The following is a 22,236-nucleotide window of genomic DNA, read 5'->3' as shown; positions in this document are numbered from 1 at the left end:
ATAAGCAAGACTATATGGCGGGGCTCCGGCATTTTAAGAAAACCATCACTGACTTGAATTGGCAAAATTTGGATGTTAGTGATGTGTTTGAATTTAAATGATTATTTATGGGGATCCCTTAGCTTTTTGGGGCAACAAAAAGGCGCTCTTCCTGAGCGCCCAACTTTGCTTAACAATTCTTATCTCTAACTCAAATCAGTATATTGATTGTTTCCGGTTAACAAAATGTCATTATCAAACCCTGGAATAGACAATGCATCTTTGCTAATAACCAGTTCCGACTCATCAATTTGGCCTTCACCAAATCGATAGATAAGCTGGTATTGCCCTAAATCAGCTGCTTGTTGATACCTGCTTTGAGCCTGCTGTGTAACCATGTATTTTTGTTGGTAACTAGCAAGCACATCATCATTGTAACGCTTCGCAAGTAGCTTCATTGTTTGCTTGGGCGAAAACACCGTTGCGGTTGCATTATTGCCGCCAAACCCTTTTGAGTTTATAAACGCGATATCTAATTCGCCACACTCGTAATGCTGTGTACGAATGTCTAAATGTTCACTATATACATCGTCTGCAACGCTATCGATCGTTGTGATCCCAGGCATGATATTGTGACTAAACACCCCAAGAGCCATAGCAAGTTGGTCACCACTTGCAGGAGCTATGGTATGTCCAACATAGGCTTTTGGCGCAGCGACTTTCCAATTATCAATGGCGAAAGCCTCAGCAACCTTATGGTAAATCAAGGATTCTGTTACCCTGTTTTGTGGTGTACTTGAGCCATGTGCCAAGATAAAACTGCGCTCACGCAGAGCTTCGCTGCCAGCAATTTGTTCAGCTAACGCAACCGATTTTGCCATCGTTATATAGTTACCAGGACCTGGCGCTGTAATTGATTTTTTAATACCGTCTGCGTTGACAAACACGTCAACAACAGATCCCATCACTTGCGCGCCCAAAGACAATGCCAACTCGTCATCCATTAATATAGCGACCTGTGCGCCCTCACCGATGGTAAAACCACAGTTTTCACCGAATGGGCGACTGGTACGTCGATAATCAACTTCATCACTGTTGTCTAATTTCTTCAGTCCTTCTTCGTTGGCAAGCGCCCCCATAGTGCCAAAGCCTTCGATAACTTCAGGTGTTAAAGCACACTCTACGCTCGCTACAATCGCAACACGAATGCGACCGGCTTGAATGTCATTTACCGCAGAACGTAAATTATATAGAAATGTAGCGCATGCTCCTGAAGTACTAAATGCAGTACCTACGCTACCTGTAACGTACGCATTGATAAAATCTGTGGACATGGTATTGAGGCCAAGCGCAAGCTGTTTAGTGCTTACGCGCTCACCTTTCATTCGAGCACGGATCAGGCCGCCAAATCCCTCGTCATTCATTTGACCTGCTATCGACGCAGAATAGGTACCAATTTGGTCTGGTCGAACACTATTCATTACTGTATGCCAATCAAGACCTGTTGAGCGCACAGCATCCGTTGCTGCGAAAATAGTCGCTTGCAAGCCTCTTGGCTGATAACGGCTGTTGTACATAGTTGCAGGGTCAAAACCTGTTGGAAATTGACCCGCGGCTTTAATTGGGTTGTCGCGATAACTATCGTGCTTAATTTCTAACTGATCAGGCACGATCACAGTTACTAACTTGCTATCTACCTCAGTAACCTGCCAACTACTTGGCACAGGTGTAGGTAAGTCTCGTTTTTTACAAGTAAAACGTAAGCCAGTGTCATCACTGCCTTTAATAGTTAATTTTTGCTGCCAGTGCGTTGCGTCTACATCAAAGTGATTACTTTCTATTTTACGGATAAGCGTACCCGCTTTGATTTGTTCACCAAAGCGTGTCTCTATTTGCTCTTTTTCAATAGACTCACCATCGCTTGTCACTAACTGACCATCTTGATAACGAACCAAGTTCATGAGCGTGGCTAAGCCTAAAAATGTTTCTTGTCGTGCGCTTTGCGTTAGTTTATCTAACACTATGCGGCGGAAACCTTGATGAAATGAAGTACGCCCAGCGGCGTTAATGCCCCCCATTCCAACAATAATTGGTAATGCTGTCATTTGATTTGTTCTGTTTAGCCAAATATGTACTGATTTTAATTGGAACTTTAAACACAGATAATACAAAATTGGCCATACATTGTAAAAAATCAGCCATTAAAGAGTGGTCAGTCCAGATGATTCTACCTATTCGTATCGCTTTTACCCTTTATCAGCACATGCTGTTTACCAGCGTAACATTACCAGCGGAGATGCTCAGAGCTGGAGAAGCTTTTGCAAAACGACACCTAGGTCACGACTTTAGGCCGCTCAAACTATCGTGGCTAAGTGATCCAGAGCGTCTCATAGATAATGAACTAGGCATTCAATTACAGCCAACAGGCAAGTTTTGTGAATTAGCACAACAAGATTATGTAATAGTGCCCAGTATCTGGCGAAACCCCAGACCTGTTATTCGCCAAACCGCTCAACTTGCAAATGATTTAAAAGCCAGTTGGCAAAACGGCGGCACCATTATCGGCGTAGGCACCGGTGTTTGCTTTTTAGCTGAGTCTGGTTTATTGGATAGTCACCCAGCAACCACACACTGGCACTATGCCAAACAATTTGCTCGCAATTACCCTAATGTTGATTTAAAACCAGACTTTTTCATCACCCAATCAGAGCGAATCTATACCGTTGCAAGCCTAAATGCGCTCGCCGATGTCGTCGTTCACTTAATCTCATTACTATACGGTCAAGCAGCTGCAAACCATGTGCAAAAGAACTTCTCTCACGAAATTCGTAAACCATACGAAGAGCAGCGCTATCTAGAAGGTGCTGTAGACAAGCACCCTGATGAGCAAATTGCCGCAATTCAGTTCTGGCTTAAAAACAATTACTCAAATGAACTCTCTTTGGCAAATGTCGCCGAGCAGTTTGATTTAAGCTATCGCACTTTTAACCGACGCTTCAAAGAAGCCACAGGCCAAACCGCCAGCGATTATTTGCAGTCACTGCGTGTCGAAAGTGCAAAAGAGCTTTTAGCAAGCAGCAACCTGTCCATTCAGGATATTGCTATATCTGTTGGCTTTAATTCTCAGGGGTTACTGACTCGAGCGTTTAAATTAAAGCTTGATCAAACACCCAGAGAGTACCGAAAGGTTGTTAGACGAAAACTGTTTTCATAGCGACCAATCCAAACTGTCAATATGGTTAACAAGCGCGGTTGAAAACCACTTGCATTGTTTCAAATTTTCAACCTCACTCCAGTGATGAGATCCCCAAACGCAACCGGCCTTTGCCCAGCTTATCGCATCCCTTAGCCGCTTGCCTTAATAAGCTTAATTAAACCTTTCCGACCACAATTTAATTTCATTCAATATATTGTATATTTTATATTCTAGGTGCTATAACTAGATTCCCTCATTGTGTTCCTACACATTTGTAGTGTGCACGATTGAGGTAATCGCTATTTTTAAAGTAAGGAAAAGGAATGAAAACCAACAATACAACATGTAAATATTGCTTTTCTGCTTTGGTGCTTGCGAGTTCATTCGCAACCCAAGCCGAACAAGCAAACACTCAGCTCGCTGATATTATGAGCATTGAATCTCAGCCAGTTGCACAACTCACCAATTTAGCCTCGACCGGCTTTCAGCTTGTCGACAGCTGTGCGAGTGAATCTCCTTTCACCGGAAGAACAATCACGAATGGTGATACGGTTTGTTTGCCCGATTCAAGCAGCCGTTACTTAACTATTGCTAACGCAAACCAATACAACAGCGTGGCGATAAGCACGGGCTATGGCAGCGGTGATCTGAGCCTATATGCCAAAAATGGTGGATGGCCGCGTACCGATGGCAGCGACCCTTCATCAACAAATGCTGGTAATGGCGAATGCATCATTTTGACCAACCCAAGTAGTTACTGGACGTATATCAGTGTTATGGGCGCCGCAAAAGATGCCTCTTTAGTGGTAGAGCTTGGCGCAACACAATGTAGAACCACTGGCGATACCCCACCACCTCCTCCACCGACAGATGGCGATGGTTATCAATACAACTATGCTCATATTAAGGTTTATCGATTTGAATTTTCTGATACGCCTTTAAACTGGCCGACTATGCAAGAAGAGCTAGATAAAACGGTTCAATATTACCAAGAGCAGTCTTACGGTAAATTTACGGTTAGCTACGATATATCCACACCCACTATCAAAATTAACCAACCCAAAAGCACTTACGACAATGACTTCCATGGTTGGACAGCACTTTGGAAATCAAAAATTGCAGAGCTTGGCGTTGACCCAGATAACCCAGGTGCTGGCTCAGTGGTGATGATGGTGGCACCGCAAGTTGGTAACTATAACTCAAGTGCTGCGCCACCAAGTATTACCTTGTACCATCATACTGCTGGAGTGATAGCCCATGAGTTGGGACATGCACTTGGGCTACGCCACGCTAAAGCGTTAGAGGCAGGTCCTGGTAAAGTGATTGGTGTAGGTGACTATAACTCTGAAAGTTTAAACTATGGCAATGTGTATAGCATGATGGGTATGGGCGCACACTCATTGCAAGAATATAACTTGCTCTATAAACACTACTTTGGTTGGCTAAGTGACTCAGATGTGCCTGTCATTAACTCATCAGGTACCTACCGTATTTATGCCTTTGATCACGCCAGTAACAACAATGGTAACATCGGCCTACGTTTAAAGTCTGGCAATGGCCTATACACTTATTGGCTAGAATACCGCACCACGAATAACAGCTACCCGAACACCCAAAATGGCGTGTTGATCAACTTACAAGGTTATTTCGAAAATGAAACCGACGAGCGTTTTTGGAAAACAACCTCGTATCTTTTAGATATGACGCCAGGCTCGAAAACACCCGGTTGGTGGGGTGATGACCAAACCGACTCTGAGCTGGTTATCGGCAAAAGCTATACTGATCATTGGGGTGGGTTTAAGATCACACCTGTAAGCAAAGGTGGTACGCCTAACAGCGCATCGGCTTGGATCGAAATTAAAGTAGAAATGCTATAACAAACAGATTGTAACAAGGATGTTCTCTGTTATTTGGTAGCTTGTTCAAAGCCTATAAAAACGGAGTTGTTTTGCATTATCAAAAATAGCCTCAACCGAGTAGACAGTTGAGGCTAGCCTGGGTGCTAACTATGAAATCGTTATGCTATTTGCCAGCAAGACGCAGGGCTTCGTCATAGCTTAATACGCGTCCTTCGGTTATTGCATCCAAGTTAAAGGTGGATACAAGCACTTTTGGTGGAATACCTGTAGCCTCAAACTCGTTACCATCCAGATCCAAATAGGTCTCGTTTGAAACACCTAACATAATACCCGCAGGTATGATCACTGGCAGCACATCAGAAAGCGCACCTTGGGTTGGTTCACCTATGTGGGTAACGTTAGCTAAGTTACGCATGGCGAGTGTGAATATTTCCGACGCACTGATGGTATCTTCACTGGTGACCAAATAAACAGGCTTGCGGTAGCGGCTTTTAGCCTCATCAACCGAGACCGTGATCTCTTCATGTGGCGATTGACCATCATGGTTTTTAGCAAACTTTTTATACACAACTTGTGTTTTATCAAAAAAACGCCTAGCAATTCCAAGAGCTACATCATCGGAGCCGCCAGGGTTTGTTCTAATATCGAGTATCAGCCCATCCGTTTGCGCTAAATCATCAAAAATCAAATCAAATTGCGTGTCGATTTCTTCTAGAGATAGGTAATCCATATGGTTGATGACTAGCAGCCCCATGTTTGACTGGGTTTTCCCCCATTTCAGCAAAGCTCTGCCTGTCGCAGCCTTCGAGGCTTCATTCGTGTAACTTTTTAGTCCGTTTTCATCGGCGTAGTTTTCAATCGCTGTGTTATAAAGCGCTTCAACATCAGCGTCGATATGAAGTGGGTTCAGTACATCGATTTGTTCGCGTAATTGAGGTAACGTAATTTCATGTTTTGTATCCAAGTGTTCTCTCAATTTGGACTTTTTACGACCCGTTTCAATAATGAGTTCGTCAAAGAGAATAAAACTATGGAAGTCATTTAAGGAATTGAGCATTTGCGCGATGATTGGCAAGGTTTTTTCCATGTTGTCTTGCGCGTCAATTTGCGGGGCAAACAGCTCATACTGCTTTTGCCAGTCAACCCCACGCTTCGTAAAATGCCCTTGAAATTCATTCACACTTTGCCAAGCAAAGTCAAAATTTAGCTGGGCATCGTTAGAATAACCGGGGCCGTTTTCAGGATTACATTGCATGGGAACATTATCTTCTCTGTACACACCTGCATTATTCATCGCTTGCTCATCAAGCACATCCCAATTGGCTTGCGAGCCACGTACGCTAAACCCAAGCCGCTGCAAATAGGTATTATATGACGCTCTCAGTCTCATGATGCAGTGCTCACTGGTGGCAATGTATTCAATAACGTCCTTGCCTAAAAAATGTGCCCACCGGCCATACCCCGGCATATGCCATGCACCCACCATGTTGGCTTGATTCGCTAATGCTTCGTTAATGGTGATTTTTACTTCATCACTATCGTGCTGGTTTGACTTATCTTTTACCTCAAACTTGAAAACATAGTCTCCAGCCATTTTTGGCATGTCTATCCAAGCATAGGCTTTGTCATCATCATGAATGGTGACGGTTTGAGGACCTGACACTTGCGTCCATATCGTACTTTTTATGTTGTTGTCTTTATCTTTTGCCACGCCATTAAGGCGTATTTGATTATATTCGGAAGGGGTTTGATCAGCGCCAGCGTCCGCTTGCGGTTTGTACCAATCAATACCGCCACAACCAGAAAGTACACTGAGAGCCAAAGCGCTTAAGAGTATTTTGTTATCCATGAACATCTCGCAAATTATGTTTAAATCCTGCGAAATATAGTAAGTCTAAAAAATGTGTAACTCGTTAAGCTTTTGTACAAGGGATGTTTGATTGTGTGAGAAAGTGTTGTCACGCTTTATTGGTCGAGGTGTCAGATCTCACTCGCTCATATCCACATACATCGCTATAAGATATGGCCCTACTGCATATAAAGGCCAAAACAAGCTTAATAACAAATATTGGGTGAGGTAGTTGGGCAAGCACAACCCGTCAACTCTGGTGATTGAGTCAGACAGGTGCCATCGTTAAACGTGTTTGGGAAACATGCACCACATGTAATAGTACATTCGCAAGTAAACCCCGTATATCCATCAACACCACCTGCAACATTGGGTGTTTGCTTGTCTGGCAGTTGGTTATTTGAATGTAAGTGCTTTAATTTTCGTTTTTGTAGTTTTAATTTCATTTGAATTTCCTTTTAATAAAGTTCATAAGCACTTTATTTGAAAATAAAATGTTAATCAACTTCACTAAAATTATCTCGAAAGTTCTTTTTTCATAAATATACAGGGGTCCAAGCTCATCCAAAAAATGCAAGGCGCTCTTTCCCCTGAGCAAATAAAAGTATTTAATGAAGTGGCAACAATCATGACTAAAAATTTAAGTGAAAAGAACAACTGACACCCAAGGTGTTCATTTGGCTTTTATAATTTTGAGTTGTGGTTGTATCACTCAACCACTATCTGTTTTTCAGCTAAGTGGCGAACTATACTTAGTACTTTATAATACAAAGGAGTTTGATTATGTCGTACATTGATGGGTTTGTAGCAGCTGTGCCGAGAGAGAATAAACAACAATACATAGAGCACGCCAAAATGGCTGCGGACATTTTTATTGAGTTTGGTGCTTTGAAGGTTGTTGAAACTTGGGGGAAGCGATGTACCCGATGGTCAAGTGACGTCATTTCCCTTGGCAGTCAAAGCGCAAGAGAATGAATCTGTTGTATTTTCTTGGGTCACTTGGCCTTCAAAAGAAATCAGAGATGCTGGCTGGCAAAAGATAATGAAAGACCCTCGCATGAGCCCCGAAAATATGCCGATGCCTTTTGATGGTAAGCGCCTAATTTATGGTGGATTTGATATTATTTTCGAAAAATCTTAAACGCTTAGACACATAAGAGATTCGAGCAAAATGCCCAATCATCGCCGTTGTATGGATTGGGCATAGTTCATCAAGTAATTTAAAGTCGATTCGACGTTGCACCACTCATACATAAGTATAAAAAAGCACATAGCCGCGACAATGTCGATTGGTGCTTCGCATACTCCGACCTGCTCTCGAACTCTAGTAAGCACAACCAATGTCATACAAATTAATCAGTTATATAAATCTTTTAGCAGCCTATCTTGACGAGGAAAATAGTAATTATCTAAGTCGAGTGAAAATGCCACATAGGTTGCCTTGCCGAGCAACTCTTCTCTCGGAACTAATCCGATCACCCGCGAATCAGCGCTATTACGGCGATTATCTCCCAACACTAAGTAATGGTCGGCTGGAATAGTGACAGGTTCAAAGTTGGCGCTCACAGCTGGGCGTGTTTTGTCAAATTGGATTACATGGCGGTCCGTTTCCGATTGTTCGCTAACTAATAGCACCGCACTACTGTCGCCATCTAACTGATACTCTAGTTGCTCACCATTTAAAAAAAGTACTTCGTTGCGCATAGCAATGGTATCGCCAGGGAGCCCTACAACGCGTTTAATTAAGCGCTCGCTGGCAGCTTTTGAGTCAAAGACCATGATATCGCCACGCGCAGGTTCCCCAGTTCGTAATAATGAGTGATGAGTAAAAGGCACTCGTAAATCGTACGCCATTTTGTTCACGGTAATGCGATCGCCAATTTTTATGGTAGGTTGCATTGAACCACTGGGTATGGTGTACCAATCAGCAAACGCGCTACGAAACACCGACATAAGGGTGACAAATAAGATAAAGTTGTAGTTTCTCTTGATAAATTGCAACGCGCGCTGCGTCATTGTAGATATGTTCATTCTATATTCCTTAATTTGGGGGTATTGGGAAATTGGAACATACCTACAACAAAAAGTTCTGAAAAGCCAGTCAGTAAGATGTAAGTAAATTTTGCAGAGAGTATAAACATCTGGGTTTAAAGCCAATTTAACGCCCTCGACATTACATCAGACATGTATTTCTTTAATGACAAAGGATTTAAATTATAAAAACATAAACTTTTAATTGCGTCAGATGGCGCTTCGCTTATACCGACCTACTTTGTTTCATTTGTACCGAATGACTTAAATGGCGCTCAAGCCTCTTTAAATTACATCACCGCAAGTATTTCATAGCTATAACTTTGCCCTGCAACTGTGTACTCGCATTCGTCACAAACGTGTTTTGCAAACATCGCTTTGCCTATAGGGGAAGACGGTGTGATCACCAGTATCTGTTCACCTTTAACGGCTACCTTTAACCCGCCTTCGCTGGGTCCAACGTAAAACCAATGTGCGTTGTCATCGATATCGATTGCCTTCACAAGGCTACCAAACCCTATATTAGGTAGCGCATTAACGTCATAACTTTGTGCAAATAACGAAATTGATTTGTGCACGTCGTTGACTCGCTCACTCTGACCTTGTGCTAAATAGCCAGATTCGATGCTGAGCGAATCATACTGGGTTTCAGCAACACTTTGTTCGTGGGTGGCATCTTGATGCGCGCTTTGCGCGGCTTGCTGCGCTTCGTTTAGTTTTACTTCTAGTGCAAATTTAATATGTTCAATGACGATGTGTTTATTCATAACATTATTCATGATGCTATCTGACTACATATAAAGGAAAGGTGTTTGTGAGTGTGACGCCTTGGGCGTCAACCAGATTGAGTGTTAGACGCCATTGCATCACCTTAGACGTACATAGCCCGACCATTGTGTTTGCTGTTTGTAGATTGCTGTGCTGTGGCTCAAAAAACACCGGAATGTATCCCATATTCATTGTTTCACCCGATAACATCGCCGATTTTAATGTGTAACCCTTTGGGAGCTTAATGAAGATTTCAAACTCGCTTTCCCCCTCAATGCGCTCTTTGGCATACCACACATACGCACCATTTTTTGATGTACAAGGCTTCGCAGCAATGCAATTCACATCTTGTAACGAACTTTCACTATTTTCTGAACTTTCATGTATAATGTCTGAAGGGTCTGAGCATGCGCTCAATAAACTCACAGCAACAAGTGCGTAAAACCAGCATTTGGTCATTATTTATCCGAAATGGCATTTACAAAACTGCGCTATAGTAATGCAGAATTAGTAGATATTCCACAAAGGTGAATAATTGAGCAAATTTAGGGCCAAAATTTGATTGATGTCATAATTTTAGGTGTTTGAGGTATCTTTTCTTTTGCAAAAAAATTATCATTTCCTTGCAAAAATAAGGGTTTCTCAAGTTGGTTTGAAATAAATTTGTGTCATCAGATGTATTTTTAAACGAGCTTGTTGAAATAATAAGCAGGGCCTGTTAACGCAGGTAATTCATTTCTAATCGCATTAATTGCAGCGGAATCCAGAAAATGAGCCAAACAGTAGCATCACAAACTGAGTACAATTATAAAGTTGTACGCCAATTCGCTATCATGACAGTGATTTGGGGCATCGTTGGCATGGGCGTTGGTGTTCTTATTGCAGCCCAACTCGCTTGGCCAGCATTGAACTTCGACACTCCATGGTTAACTTACTCTCGACTTCGTCCGTTACACACGAACGCAGTAATCTTTGCATTTGGTACTAGTGCACTTTTTGCAACATCTTATTATGTTGTTCAGCGTACTTGTCAAACGCGTCTTTTTTCAGACAAATTAGCAGCTTTCACCTTCTGGGGTTGGCAGGCTATTATTGTGTCAGCAGCCATCACACTACCTTTAGGTATTACTACATCTAAAGAGTACGCAGAACTAGAGTGGCCAATCGATATCGCTATTGCGGTCGTATGGGTAACTTATGCAGTGGTGTTCTTTGGTACGCTTATCAAGCGCAAAGTATCTCATATCTATGTAGCAAACTGGTTCTATGCTGGTTTCATTATCACTGTTGCTGTTCTACACATCGTAAACAGTATGGCAGTGCCAGTGTCTCTTACTAAGTCATACTCAATCTATGCAGGTGCGGTAGATGCGATGGTTCAGTGGTGGTACGGTCACAACGCTGTAGGCTTCCTTCTTACTGCTGGTTTCTTAGGTATGATGTACTATTTCGTACCAAAACAAGCAGGTCGTCCAGTTTATTCTTACCGTTTATCGGTTGTTCACTTCTGGGCGCTTGTATCTCTTTATATCTGGGCAGGTCCTCACCACTTACACTACACTGCGCTTCCTGACTGGACTCAGTCACTAGGTATGGTTATGTCTGTTATCTTATTCGTACCTTCTTGGGGTGGTATGATCAACGGTATCATGACGCTTTCAGGTGCATGGCATAAACTACGTACTGACCCGGTGCTTCGTTTCTTAGTTGTTTCATTGTCTTTCTACGGTATGTCTACGTTTGAAGGCCCAATGATGGCAATTAAATCAGTAAACGCGCTTTCTCACTACACTGACTGGACTGTAGGTCACGTGCACTCAGGAGCCCTAGGTTGGGTTGCAATGATTTCTATCGGTGCAATTTACCACCTTATCCCTGCACTATTCGGTCACGGTAACATGTACAGCGTCAAACTTGTTAACACCCACTTCTGGTTACACACTGTTGGTGTTGTTCTATACATCGTTGCAATGTGGATCTCTGGTGTAATGCAAGGTCTAATGTGGCGTGCAGTAAACTCTGACGGTACTTTGATGTACAGCTTTGTACAGTCTCTAGAAGCGTCTAAGCCGTTCTACATCATGCGTTTCTTAGGCGGTGTGTTCATCGTTATTGGTATGCTAGTTATGGCATATAACGTGCTGCGCACTGTAACTGCTAAAAGTGGCTCACTAGCTACTGATGCAAATACGCAAATGGCTTAAGGGGTGTAGATTATGAGCAATAATAATTCAGCCAATAACAAACACGAAATCGTTGAAAAGAACGTTGGTCTAATGGCCATTCTAACGGTATTCGCAATAAGCTTTGGTGCACTTGTTGAAATCACTCCGTTGATGTTCCAAAAAGACACAACTCAACCTGTAGATGGCCTACGCCCTCTTACAGCGCTTGAAATGGAAGGTCGAGATATTTTTGTTCGTGAAGGTTGTTACAACTGTCACTCACAAATGATCCGTCCTTTCCGTGACGAGGTTGAGCGTTACGGTCACTACTCAGTAGCTGGTGAATCTGTATGGGATCATCCATTCCAGTGGGGCTCTAAACGTACAGGTCCTGATTTGGCACGTGTAGGTCAACGCTATTCAGATGACTGGCATTATGCACACTTAATGGACCCACGTTCAGTGGTGCCTGAGTCAAACATGCCAGCTTATCCTTGGTTAGATGAAAATGTACTAGACGGTAAGTTAACCGCCAAGAAACTTGAAGTATTCAAAGGCTTTGGTGTGCCATACACCGAGCAGGATATTCAAGGCGCAGAAGCAGCAGTTAAAGGCAAAACAGAAATGCAAGCCCTTATTGCTTACCTTCAGCAACTTGGCACACACTTGAAGTAATTATTATGGATTACGGCACATACAGAGGCATTTTGACTCTGGTAATTTTGGTACTATTTATTGTGATTGTTGCTTGGGCATATAGTAAACGCACTAAAAATCGTTTTGATAATGCAGCTAATGCCATCTTTGAAGATGAAAAAAAGCATAAAGAAACAATCTCTAACGAGGAAAAGGAGTCTGAAAAATGACTAGCTTTTGGAGTATTTGGGTTATCGTATTAACCCTAGCGTGTCTTGCTCTGATCTTTGGCTTATTGCTTTGGAACCTAAAGAACTATGTAGGTGTTAAAGAAGGCGAAAGCTGTGGTCACGAGTTTGATGGAATTGAAGAAATCAATAACCCACTACCTAAGTGGTGGACTTATATGTTCTTCGCAACATTCGTTTGGGCTGTTTATTATCTAGCAGCTTACCCAGGTCTCGGTAACTGGCAAGGTCTTGCTAAGTGGACAAGTTCAAACCAAGGTGTCACTTCGCTTGCTGAATCTAAAAAAGCAACTGAAGAAGCGCTTGCAAATGGTGAAAAGGTTCAGTTAGACCAAGAGATCATCGCAGCTGAAGAGCGTTTTGGTCCGATCTTTGAAGCGTTTGCTAAGCAAGACATCGAAACGCTTGCAAAAGATGAAAAGGCCCTTGAAATCGGTCAGCGTTTGTTCTCGCAAAACTGTGCTCAGTGTCACGGTTCAGACGCGCGTGGTGCTACTGGCTTCCCTAACCTAACTGATAAAGATTGGTTATACGGCGGTACACCTGACAAGATCAAAGAAACGCTTTTACACGGCCGTATTGCTGCAATGCCACCTTGGAAAGCAGCACTTGGTGAGCAAGGCGTAAAAGAAATGACGGCATACGTGCTGAGCCTTTCTGGTCGTAAAGTTAACCAAAAAGACGCGGATGCAGGTCAAGCTAAGTTTGCAATGTGTGCAGCATGTCATGGTGCTGACGGTAAAGGCTCTGTTGCCCACAACCTACCGTTTGGTGCACCTAACTTAACTGACAACATCTGGTTGTACGGTGGCTCTCAACGCGCAGTTGAAGAAACACTTAACAACGGTCGTGCTGGTGTAATGCCTGCATGGAAAGATATCTTAGGTGAAGACAAAGTTCACTTATTAACTGCATACGTGTATAGCTTGTCACAAGATAAGTAATCGATACTTAATAGTTAATTAAGATCAAAAAAGCCTCCGTTTGGAGGCTTTTTTTTAGGTATTTAACAACAAATACGATAAAATATCGCCACACTTTTCAAGCATTAGAGTCGTTATGAGTCCTACTCCGTGGTATAAAAATTTCTGGCCTTGGTTTTTAATGTTCTTTCCTGTTGCAACCATTGTTGCCTGTGTCGTTTTAGTGATGGTAGCCGTCGGCAATGGTCCCGATATGGTGGTTGATGATTATTACAAAAAAGGCAAAGCCATTAACTTAGAACTTACTAAGTTCAATAAAGCTAAAGCATTGTATCTACATGGCGACCTGCAAGTTGATAACGACTACATTAAATTTGCATTCACCAAAGGCGACCATAGTAAAGTCAAAGCATTAAAAGCGTCGTTTTATCACAGAACGATTAAAAAATATGATTTCAACACCACCCTACTCCCTAATGCCAATGGTGAATTTACAGCGGTATTGGAACCCATTCAACAAGGCGCATATACCGTATTCTTAGAGCCTATGGATGGGAGTTGGAAACTCAAAGAAAACATTCAGCTTCCAAGCCAAGAAAGTATAAAAATATCTCCTGAGTATAAGTAAATATTATGGCTGGAACCTGCTTTCATTGTTTAGAGCCAATTCCGTCAGGGTTCTCTGGTGAAGTGCTCTATCAAAACGAACCGCAAAGTGTATGTTGTATTGGCTGCCAAGCGGTGGCCGAGACCATCCTCTCACAGGGGATGAGTGATTATTACAAATTTAGAACCACCTCTGCGGGCAAAGTTGAAGAGTTAGTGCCCGAACAACTTTCATTTATCAGAAGTTACGATAATGAAGATGTGCAACAGGATTTCGTCACCCATCAGGGTGAGCTTAATGAGGTACTTCTGAGTGTCGAGGGGATCAGCTGCGCTGCCTGTGCATGGCTAATCGAAAAGCAACTGTTGGCACTAAGTGGCGTAACGCGTGTTGATGTTAATACCTCGACTCACCGCGCTATGATCATTTGGGATGCTAAACAAATTTTGCTCAGTGACATTATCAAATCGCTGATGCAAATAGGCTATAAGGCCTATCCTTTTCAAGCTGATGATGAAGCAGCGCAAAAGCAAGCTGTAGCAAAAGCCTATATTCGCCGACTCGGTGTTGCTGGCCTAATGACAATGCAAGTCATGATGTTTGCGTTTGCAATGTACTTTGGTATGTTCTCTGGGATGGAAGAAGATTTCGAGCAATATTTTCGCTGGATAAGCTTAGTGCTCGCCTCCCCCGTGATTTTGTACTCTGCACTACCGTTTTTAACTAACGCCATAAAGGGTTTAAAAGCCAAGCAATTGAACATGGACTTACCTGTGTCGCTGGCAATTTTTGGCGCGTATGCCGCAAGCTGTTACGCTACGGTTATGGAAGTAGGTGAAGTCTACTTTGAATCAATTTGTATGTTCACTTTCTTGTTGCTACTGGGTAAATATCTCGAGTTTAGGGCAAGACTTAAAGCCAGTGAGTTTACCGCAAACTTGCAAAAGCTGTTACCCCTTACGGCGCGAAAAATCTCACCTATGGGTGACGAGGAAGTTGTTGCTGCGAAAAATCTAAAACTAGCAGATAAGATTTTAATAAAACCCGGCGAGACCATTCCTGCAGACGGCATCGTTTTTGAAGGTAGTACCAGTGTTGACGAGTCCATGATGACTGGTGAACATTTACCCGTAAACAAGCATGTAGGTCAGCAAGTCTTTGCAGGAACCGTTAACCATGATGGGGTGATAAGTGTAGAGATCAATAAAATTGGTCAAAATACCCTACTTAACCAAATTATTCGCTTGCAGCATTCTGCCTTAAGTAAGCGCCCTAAATTAGTTGAGATAACAGATAAAGTAGCACAGTGGTTTGTCGCTTGCTTATTGGTTTTTGCATCTCTAACAGCAATTGGTTGGTATTCTATCTCTCCTGAACAAGCATTTTGGGTCACTATTTCGGTGCTGGTTGCGACCTGCCCTTGTGCCTTAAGCTTGGCCATTCCCACTGCCCTCACTTGCGCTGTAGCCACTCTTACCAAAAAAGGGGTGCTGATAAAAGAAGCGCATGTGTTAGAGACTCTTACTAAACTCACACGCGTTGCGTTTGATAAAACTGGCACGCTTACTGAGGGACGCTTTTCTATAAACCATACCGTGTTGATCAGTGACCAGTACAGTGAGCAAGAGGCGCTTGCCCTTGCTGCTAGCTTAGAGCGCTATTCTGAACATCCAATCGCAGATGCATTTAATGAGCATTTAACACAGCACCATCAGTTAACTAATGTCACCGTTCACCCAGGTATTGGGATCAGTGCTCAACTTGGTAATGACGCGATTGCTATCGGTAAAAGCACTTGGTTTGGCGGAGCTAAAAGCCAAGCCCAAGCAACCTTGTTTATTAATGAGCATGCTATTGCCGATTTTCACCTCGATGATAAAGTGCGCGACAACGCAGAAGCAGTTATAAATGCATTACAAAGTAACAACTTAACTTGTCACCTCCTTACTGGAGATAGTAGTCGTGCTGGCGAACAACTGGCAGAGCGCCTAGGTCTAAACTCACAGCAAAGCAGCTGTTCTCCTCAAGATAAACAAAAAGCCGTTGAGTCTTGGTCAAATCAAGGTGAAGTTGTTGCTATGGTTGGCGATGGTGTAAATGATAGCCCTGTATTTAACAGCGCACATTTATCGATTGCCATGGAAACCGGTGCCGACATTTCTAAAAATGTCGCCGATGTTGTACTACTCAAAAGTAGCCTAAGTGCCATATTAGATTTACACAAAGTGGCGCTGCAAACTCGCCGTATCATTAAGCAAAATTTAGCTATTTCTTTGTTTTATAATGCATCTATTTTGCCGCTTGCCGCTTTTGGACTGGTACCACCTTGGATAGCAGTCATTGGCATGTCAACAAGCTCTATAATAGTGATAGGTAATTCACTAAGGTTATTAAAATTATGAGTATCATCTATGTGTTAATCCCTATTGCTATCTTATTTGTGATCATTGCCATTGGTATCTTTTTTTGGGCAGTAAAGAGCGAGCAGTTTTCAGACTTAGAAAAGCAAGGCCACAGCATTTTATTCGAAGACGATAAAGAGCAGCACAATAACGCCAATGAACGAGATTAGTTTACTTAGCGCTTTTGTTATGGGCTTGGTAGGAAGTGGTCATTGCTTAGTGATGTGTGGCGGTGTCGCTTCTAGCCTACAACTTGCCGCTCATTCACTTAAGTCATGGTTGGTCAGCGTTCTGTATAATTTAGGCAGAGCAAGCAGCTACATGCTAGCAGGGTCACTTGTTGCCACCTTAGGCGGCGCGTTTGCTAAACAAAATACCACCTTTGCTCTGAGCCTAAAGTTCCTAAGCGGTGTGTTTATGCTGCTTGTTGGTATTTATGTTATGAGATTGGCAAGCTCTCTTAAATGGCTTGAAAGCATAGCGAAAACTATGATTTGGCAACACTTAGTTAAGTTAAACAAACACTTATTGCCAGTAAAAAGTTATCCAAGAGTGTTGTTTTACGGCATGTTATGGGGTTGGCTGCCATGTGGGCTTGTCTACTCAGCATTAACTTGGACATTGCAAGCGAACTCAGCGCTTCATGGCGCCTTGATCATGTTGTTTTTCGCACTTGGTACACTGCCAGCCATGGTGGTAGTTGGCCAATCAGCACAACATCTTAACCGCTTTTTAAATCATAATCTGGTAAGATTGGCATTTGGGAGTATTTTCATCTGGTATGGTATTTATCTCCTAATCATTGCAACCGATAGATTAGTACATTAACCTAGGTAAAACGTATTAAAGAATGGATTTATTATGGATTTAAGCAACCAACAGCGTGGCAAAGGCCAATGCACAATCAGCTGCAATAACTGCAGTATCAGTCAGCTGTGTTTGCCATTCACACTTAATGGCAGCGAAATGGACAAACTCGATGAAATTATCGAGCGTAAAAAACCATTGCACAAGGGTGACTACTTATTTGAATCTGGCTCACCGCTTAATTCAATTTTTGCTGTTCGCTCAGGCTCATTTAAATCCTATACGCTTTCAGAGCAAGGTGATGAACAAATTACAGGTTTTCATTTAGCTGGTGATTTGGTTGGCTTTGACGCAATTAACAAAATGCAGCATCAGAGTTTTGCCCAAGCGCTAGAAACATCTATGGTCTGTGAAATCCCATTCGAAACACTTGATGACCTAGCTGGTAAACTCCCTAAGTTGCGCCAACAGATCATGCGCTTGATGAGTAACGAAATTAATTACGATCAGGAAATGCTATTACTGTTGAATAAGAAAACCGCAGAAGAGCGTTTGGCTACGTTTATTTTCAATCTATCAAATCGCTTTGGCGAACGTGGTTTTTCTCGTAAAGAATTCCGCTTTACCATGACTCGAGGTGAAATAGGTAACTATCTGGGCTTAACCGTTGAGACAATTAGCCGCTTGCTCAGTCGTTTCCAAAAATCTGAAATTATTAAAGTTGAAGGTAAATTTATTACCATTTTGGATATTCCAGCGCTGGCAAGAACTGCAGCCATTTCCCTTTGATCTAAAACAACGAATTGCTGGTAAATTCTTTAACCTTGCGCTAAATCAGTTACACTTAAGTTAACTGATTTAGCTAACAAAGCACGTTAAGGAATTTGCGATGGATAAGATTAAACGCATTTTAGCCGTTATAGACCCAACCAAAGCGCAACAAAACAGCCTACAGCGCGCCATTACACTTGCAAAAAAAACCGGTGCTGAAGTAACCGCGTTTTTATCTATTTATGATTTCTCTTATGAAATGACCACTATGCTCTCTAAAGATGAGCGTGAAGCTATGCGAGACGCGGTTGTTAAAGATAGAGAAGCTTGGATAGATGAAATTTTAAAAAATGTGGAAGGCATTAATATTCACAGTCAAGTGCTATGGCATAACCGCCCTTATGAAGCAATTATCAAAACCGTTATAAAAGATGGTTATGATCTGGTTGTTAAAGGCACGCATCAACACGACACTCTGAAATCAGTCATTTTTACGCCAACTGATTGGCACCTTATTCGCAAATGTCCTGCTCCCGTATTACTAGTAAAAGATCAAGATTGGCCTGCGCATGGTCATATTCTTGCCGCAGTCAATGCCGTAAGTGATAATGATCAACATTTGGAGCTAAACAAGCGCATTATTAGCGACGCTCAGTTTATCTGCCAACTCGCTAACGCAAAACTGAGTTTGGTGAACACCTACCCAGCAACCCCAGTTAACATCGCTATTGAAATTCCTGAATTTAATCCCACTCAATACAATGAAGCGGTGAAGAAACACCACGAAGAAGAAACCTTTGCATTAGCCGCTTCTTTTTCAATTTCACAGGATGACTGCATCGTTAAAGAGGGTTTACCAGAGGATGTCATTCCCATGGTCGCCAAAGACAAAAAATCAGAGCTTGTGGTGATTGGTACAGTTGGCCGCACAGGCATTAGTGCAGCCCTCATTGGCAATACTGCTGAGCATGTTATCGATAGCCTAGACTGCGATGTGTTAGCGCTAAAACCTGATGGCTATAAAAGTCCGCTCGCTGAATAATTAGTAAGAGTATAAAAGCCCTTGTTCAGGGCTTTTATACTTTTCCATCTAACCATACAAAATTGTATGGTACAGCCTGCCAACTTTTTTATATTATGAATTTTTAATTTATAACTATAGGAGTGGGCGTGAAGATATTGATCGTCGAAGATGATAATCATACAGCACAATTCATATCCGACAGCTTTACTCAACATGGGTATAGTGCACAGCACACTTCAAGTGCAGAGCAAGGGTTATTACTTGCATCCACTCATACATTCGACGTCATTATATTCGATAGAATGCTGCCTAATATGGATGGGCTAGATGCAGTTCGCATCCTCAGACAAAGCAAAGTTTCTACGCCAATTATTCTTTTAACTGCTTTGGGTGAAAAAGTCGATCGTGTAGCTGGATTAAATGCTGGCGCAGATGACTACCTAGCAAAACCTTTTGCTTTTTCTGAGCTTCTTGCCCGTGTGAACGCCCTATCTCGCCGCCCCCCATTAGCCCATAATACGATTACGTTGTCACTGAACGATTTAAAACTATGCCGAACAACACGAACAGTGACACGTAGAGGTGTAACAATAGACCTCATGCCAAAAGAATATCAAATCTTAGAATACCTGATGCTCAATCCTCAACAGTTGGTCACCAAAACTATGTTGCTTGAGCAAATATGGGGGTTTAGCTTTGATCCCAAAACAAGCCTTGTGCAAACACACCTTAGTCGACTTAGAAACAAAATCGACAAACCGTTTGATAAGGAGCTGATCAAAACTATCCGTGGACAAGGCTATCTCATATCGGACTAACACTATGAAATACCCTATTAAGTATTTTGCCCAACTCAAAACTTCATTGTTCTGTTGGTTAGTACTGAGCGCACTGACGCTTATAGTGACAGAGGCGCTCAAACTACAGCTCGAAAATGAGCAAACAGCTGTGCTGCAGCACTTCCAAGATGAGGTGATTGAACTGTATGAGGAAGTTCATATTGCAGGCATAATGAGCGAATTTGAAATGCAAACAGAGGCGTTGTTTAACGAGCAACAAAGCTACACGCATCTTAAAGAAGAAGGCATATTAGTGGCGCTATTTAGTGACAACAGGCGTATTGCCGGCAGTCAATTACTCTTGATGTCCCAACAGCAGGAAGTAACACCAAAAAAAATTATCTTCAACGACCTACCTGTGTATAAAATTGAGTTCGATTTAGATGACCAATATTCTTTAGTAATAGTTAAAACACCATCAGATACATTCTCCACTGCCAATACATACGTAAACGGTGCTGCTTTTTGGATGATTTGGCTGTCTTTGCCGCTGTTACTGAGCATTTTTAACTTCATTCAGTTTAGACAAAACCGAACAGCAAATTCCCTCGCTCGCGCTATTATCGCTATAACTAGCGCTCCAGACACAAAACGGCTTTCAGCTAACATGTTCGATAAACCATATGCTCCTGTCATACATGCCATTAATCAAATGCTTGATGATGTGACGACATTACATACCAATATGAAAACCATGTCGGTTGGCATTGCACATGATCTAAAAACACCGCTGACCCGAGTTGCCAACCGTATGCAGAGCATCTATCAGGACTTAAACTCACCCGAACGAATCGCAAGTCATTTAGAGCAGGCAAACTCAGATCTACAATCAACAATTACGACTTTTAATAACCTTGTTAGACTGAATGCAATTGAGTCCGGTCAACACAAACAAGGCTTTGTTAAATTAGATTTATCCAAGCTGGCAAAGGAGCTTGGCGAAAGTTATGACCCTGTATTTATTGACGCTGAAAAATCATTAGAAGTGTCAATTGTTGATAACATACATTGCTTTGGTGATGTTGATTTACTTAATCAATTGATCAGCAACTTGCTTGAAAATGCGCTCGAATATAGCCGAGAAGGTGCAACAGTTTGGTTAAGGATACAAAGTCACACGAATGGCGCACTACTGCAAATAGGTGATGATGGACCCGGTATAGAAAAATCACAGCAACGCAAAGTATTCCAGCGTTTTTATCGGGTAGACAAAAGCCGCTCAACACCTGGAAACGGTTTAGGTCTGAGTATTGTTAAAGCCATTTGCGATATTCATAACGCCAATATAACGCTGCTTGATGAGCAATGTGGCGCTGTATTTAATATCGAGATACCAACGCTAGTAGATTAAACCATACAAAATTGTAATCTTCAGCAAGGTTAGTTGTAAGACACGTTAGGACCAAAACAGCTTAAACTTAGATTAAGATTAAATTTTTGGTCCATTAACTATGTCATTAAATAAAACATTCTATCGCTCGCTTTGCTATCTCTGTTTATTAAGTGCGCTTGTCTTTGGTAGTAAAGCAAACTCTGTCCCCATCAGCAAATTATCCGCACAAGGGCAAGAAAAGAACTCTTTACCTTCTTCTGAACAACTCATTACTAGCAACTTAGATAACGGCTTTTCCAGCCCTGACAAAGTTGTCCGATTGCTACAACAGGCAACCTTCGGCGCTAAGCCTTCGCAAATACAGGCACTAACAGGCACATCAGCGTCAAGTTGGTTTAAAGCACAGTTAAAACAACCCGCAAATTTACTATTGCCAAAAGTTATTTCGCTCGGTCAAAAATACCGTGTGGATGACGAAAATGCGTATAGCCCATTTTACTTAGAGTCGACCAGTATCGCATTTTGGCAAAATACGATTACTGGAGAAGATCAACTGCGCCAACGAATGGCATTTGCGTTATCACAAATCCTAGTTGTTTCAAACGCCGCTGGTGATGAGATCAGTGAACATCCAGAGATGGTTGCCAGTTACCAAGATATACTGATAAAGGGCGCATTTGGTAATTAACCTGAGCTGCGCATAAGAAAATGAACTAAAAGCCCTTGTGGTGATCAGATCTTTCGACCAAGAAACATAAGATTACCAAGGACAAGGGCATGAATAACTTAGACGCAATTT

General features: G+C 42.2%; 21 protein-coding genes and 1 pseudogene. 16 read left to right on the top strand and 6 right to left on the bottom strand.

Annotated features, from left to right (window positions below; all coding sequences use genetic code 11):
• Positions 1 to 185: 185 nt before the first annotated feature.
• The gene (locus HC733_RS19220; protein WP_190366614.1) at positions 186 to 2,084 is read right to left on the bottom strand and encodes a beta-ketoacyl synthase; all 1,899 of its coding nucleotides are present in this window, start codon (positions 2,082 to 2,084) and stop codon (positions 186 to 188) included.
• A gap of 116 nt (positions 2,085 to 2,200) precedes the next feature.
• On the opposite strand from HC733_RS19220, the gene HC733_RS19215 reads away from it, so the two are divergent.
• Complete coding sequence (locus HC733_RS19215; protein WP_190366613.1) at positions 2,201 to 3,193, top strand: GlxA family transcriptional regulator; 993 nt, start codon at positions 2,201 to 2,203, stop codon at positions 3,191 to 3,193.
• Positions 3,194 to 3,498: 305 nt separating this feature from the next.
• Entirely contained in the window at positions 3,499 to 5,052 is a 1,554-nt protein-coding gene (locus HC733_RS19210; RefSeq protein WP_238937628.1) for a collagenase, read from the top strand.
• Between the two features lie 145 nt (positions 5,053 to 5,197).
• Here the strand turns inward: HC733_RS19210 and HC733_RS19205 are convergent, their stop codons facing one another.
• The gene (locus tag HC733_RS19205; protein ID WP_190366612.1) at positions 5,198 to 6,883 is read right to left on the bottom strand and encodes a S41 family peptidase; all 1,686 of its coding nucleotides are present in this window, start codon (positions 6,881 to 6,883) and stop codon (positions 5,198 to 5,200) included.
• Between the two features lie 206 nt (positions 6,884 to 7,089).
• Entirely contained in the window at positions 7,090 to 7,329 is a 240-nt protein-coding gene (locus HC733_RS19200) for a hypothetical protein (RefSeq protein ID WP_190366611.1), read from the bottom strand.
• Positions 7,330 to 7,666: 337 nt separating this feature from the next.
• Between HC733_RS19200 and HC733_RS19195 the strand changes: the two are divergent.
• A pseudogene (locus HC733_RS19195) lies at positions 7,667 to 8,024 on the top strand (DUF1428 domain-containing protein).
• 215 nt (positions 8,025 to 8,239) lie between these two features.
• Here the strand turns inward: HC733_RS19195 and lepB are convergent.
• The 3 genes from lepB to HC733_RS19180 all read right to left on the bottom strand — a co-directional run bounded on the left by lepB (position 8,240) and on the right by HC733_RS19180 (position 10,141).
• On the bottom strand, positions 8,240 to 8,899 hold the full coding sequence (gene lepB / locus HC733_RS19190; RefSeq protein WP_190366615.1) for a signal peptidase I: 660 nt from the start codon (positions 8,897 to 8,899) through the stop codon (positions 8,240 to 8,242).
• A gap of 305 nt (positions 8,900 to 9,204) precedes the next feature.
• Positions 9,205 to 9,681 (bottom strand): GreA/GreB family elongation factor, encoded by a 477-nt coding sequence (locus tag HC733_RS19185; RefSeq protein ID WP_190366610.1) that lies wholly within the window; start codon positions 9,679 to 9,681, stop codon positions 9,205 to 9,207.
• Between the two features lie 16 nt (positions 9,682 to 9,697).
• Positions 9,698 to 10,141, bottom strand: coding sequence for a hypothetical protein (locus HC733_RS19180; RefSeq protein ID WP_190366609.1), 444 nt, complete (start codon positions 10,139 to 10,141; stop codon positions 9,698 to 9,700).
• A 311-nt stretch (positions 10,142 to 10,452) separates the two neighbouring features.
• Between HC733_RS19180 and ccoN the strand changes: the two genes are divergently transcribed.
• The 13 genes from ccoN (at position 10,453) to HC733_RS19115 (ending at position 22,125) form a co-directional block, all read left to right on the top strand.
• A complete protein-coding gene (gene ccoN / locus HC733_RS19175; RefSeq protein ID WP_190366608.1) occupies positions 10,453 to 11,886 on the top strand; it encodes a cytochrome-c oxidase, cbb3-type subunit I in 1,434 nt (477 codons plus the stop codon).
• Positions 11,887 to 11,898: 12 nt separating this feature from the next.
• Positions 11,899 to 12,522 carry a cytochrome-c oxidase, cbb3-type subunit II gene (gene ccoO, locus HC733_RS19170; protein ID WP_190366607.1) on the top strand — a complete coding sequence of 208 codons (624 nt, stop codon included), beginning with the start codon at positions 11,899 to 11,901 and terminating at the stop codon, positions 12,520 to 12,522.
• 5 nt (positions 12,523 to 12,527) lie between these two features.
• Positions 12,528 to 12,713, top strand: a complete 186-nt coding sequence (locus HC733_RS19165) for a cbb3-type cytochrome oxidase subunit 3 (RefSeq protein WP_190366606.1) — start codon at positions 12,528 to 12,530, stop codon at positions 12,711 to 12,713.
• Complete coding sequence (gene ccoP / locus HC733_RS19160) at positions 12,710 to 13,675, top strand: cytochrome-c oxidase, cbb3-type subunit III (RefSeq protein WP_190366605.1); 966 nt, start codon at positions 12,710 to 12,712, stop codon at positions 13,673 to 13,675. Before HC733_RS19165 ends, ccoP begins: the two co-directional genes overlap by 4 nt.
• 115 nt (positions 13,676 to 13,790) lie before the next feature.
• The gene (locus HC733_RS19155) at positions 13,791 to 14,282 is read left to right on the top strand and encodes a FixH family protein (protein ID WP_190366604.1); all 492 of its coding nucleotides are present in this window, start codon (positions 13,791 to 13,793) and stop codon (positions 14,280 to 14,282) included.
• Positions 14,283 to 14,287: 5 nt separating this feature from the next.
• On the top strand, positions 14,288 to 16,663 hold the full coding sequence (locus tag HC733_RS19150; protein ID WP_190366603.1) for a heavy metal translocating P-type ATPase: 2,376 nt from the start codon (positions 14,288 to 14,290) through the stop codon (positions 16,661 to 16,663).
• Positions 16,660 to 16,833, top strand: coding sequence for a cbb3-type cytochrome oxidase assembly protein CcoS (gene ccoS / locus HC733_RS19145; protein ID WP_190366602.1), 174 nt, complete (start codon positions 16,660 to 16,662; stop codon positions 16,831 to 16,833). Before HC733_RS19150 ends, ccoS begins: the two co-directional genes overlap by 4 nt.
• Entirely contained in the window at positions 16,820 to 17,491 is a 672-nt protein-coding gene (locus tag HC733_RS19140; RefSeq protein WP_190366601.1) for a sulfite exporter TauE/SafE family protein, read from the top strand. The genes ccoS and HC733_RS19140 overlap by 14 nt, the downstream gene beginning before the upstream one ends.
• A gap of 33 nt (positions 17,492 to 17,524) precedes the next feature.
• Positions 17,525 to 18,259: an FNR family transcription factor gene (locus tag HC733_RS19135; protein WP_190366600.1), complete on the top strand. Its 735-nt coding sequence runs from the start codon at positions 17,525 to 17,527 to the stop codon at positions 18,257 to 18,259.
• A gap of 100 nt (positions 18,260 to 18,359) precedes the next feature.
• Entirely contained in the window at positions 18,360 to 19,283 is a 924-nt protein-coding gene (gene uspE / locus HC733_RS19130; protein ID WP_190366599.1) for a universal stress protein UspE, read from the top strand.
• Between the two features lie 128 nt (positions 19,284 to 19,411).
• Complete coding sequence (locus HC733_RS19125) at positions 19,412 to 20,083, top strand: response regulator (protein ID WP_190366598.1); 672 nt, start codon at positions 19,412 to 19,414, stop codon at positions 20,081 to 20,083.
• A gap of 4 nt (positions 20,084 to 20,087) precedes the next feature.
• The gene (locus HC733_RS19120; protein ID WP_190366597.1) at positions 20,088 to 21,455 is read left to right on the top strand and encodes a sensor histidine kinase; all 1,368 of its coding nucleotides are present in this window, start codon (positions 20,088 to 20,090) and stop codon (positions 21,453 to 21,455) included.
• A gap of 100 nt (positions 21,456 to 21,555) precedes the next feature.
• Complete coding sequence (locus HC733_RS19115; protein WP_190366596.1) at positions 21,556 to 22,125, top strand: DUF1800 family protein; 570 nt, start codon at positions 21,556 to 21,558, stop codon at positions 22,123 to 22,125.
• Positions 22,126 to 22,236: the final 111 nt, after the last annotated feature.

The sequence above is a fragment of the Pseudoalteromonas sp. S16_S37 genome, from assembly GCF_014694405.1.
In the GTDB taxonomy this organism is placed as follows: Bacteria; Pseudomonadota; Gammaproteobacteria; order Enterobacterales; family Alteromonadaceae; genus Pseudoalteromonas.
Note: the sequence above shows the minus strand (reverse complement) of the source record. Positions and strands in the feature narration are given on the sequence as shown.